Source organism: Vibrio sp. S234-5 (assembly GCF_000960595.1).
GTDB lineage: Bacteria > Pseudomonadota > Gammaproteobacteria > Enterobacterales > Vibrionaceae > Vibrio.
In genome coordinates this window covers 1-414 of the sequence record NZ_JZAM01000173.1, presented here as the reverse complement: position 1 = coordinate 414, position 414 = coordinate 1, and the positions used below count along the sequence as shown (strand labels likewise).

Here is a 414-nt window from a genome sequence, read left to right as displayed (position 1 = left end):
TTATGGGCAGGTTCTCTTTCTTACACAGGTAAGGGCCGAAGAGCAGCAGCGAACAACCACCGATGATGAGCGAGAAGAAACCTTGCCCCATTGCCGCTAGGATCAGTTTTCTATCCCACACTTGTCTGAAATCGGGCACGAGATAGTGGTTCAACCCTTCCATCGCGCCGTTTTGCGTCATGATGTAGACAAACAGCACAGCAAACAGCACAAGCAGTGCTGGCATCAAGCAGGTAGACCACTTTTCGATCCCCTGTTTTACGCCCCCTTGCACGCTCAGAATGGTCAACACATAGAAAACCAAGGTACCAAACGGGTGGCGCTCAACACTATAGCCTTTAAACCACGCACTGGCAGCGTCGAGACTGAGCAGACCGGTGATCGCTCCCAGCATAAAACGGATGAGCCGGCCGC

1 pseudogene is annotated in these 414 nt (G+C 52.7%); it reads right to left on the bottom strand.

The window, feature by feature from the left end:
• Positions 1 to 414 (bottom strand): annotated as a pseudogene (locus UF06_RS08045) (sodium-dependent transporter); the annotation flags it as partial.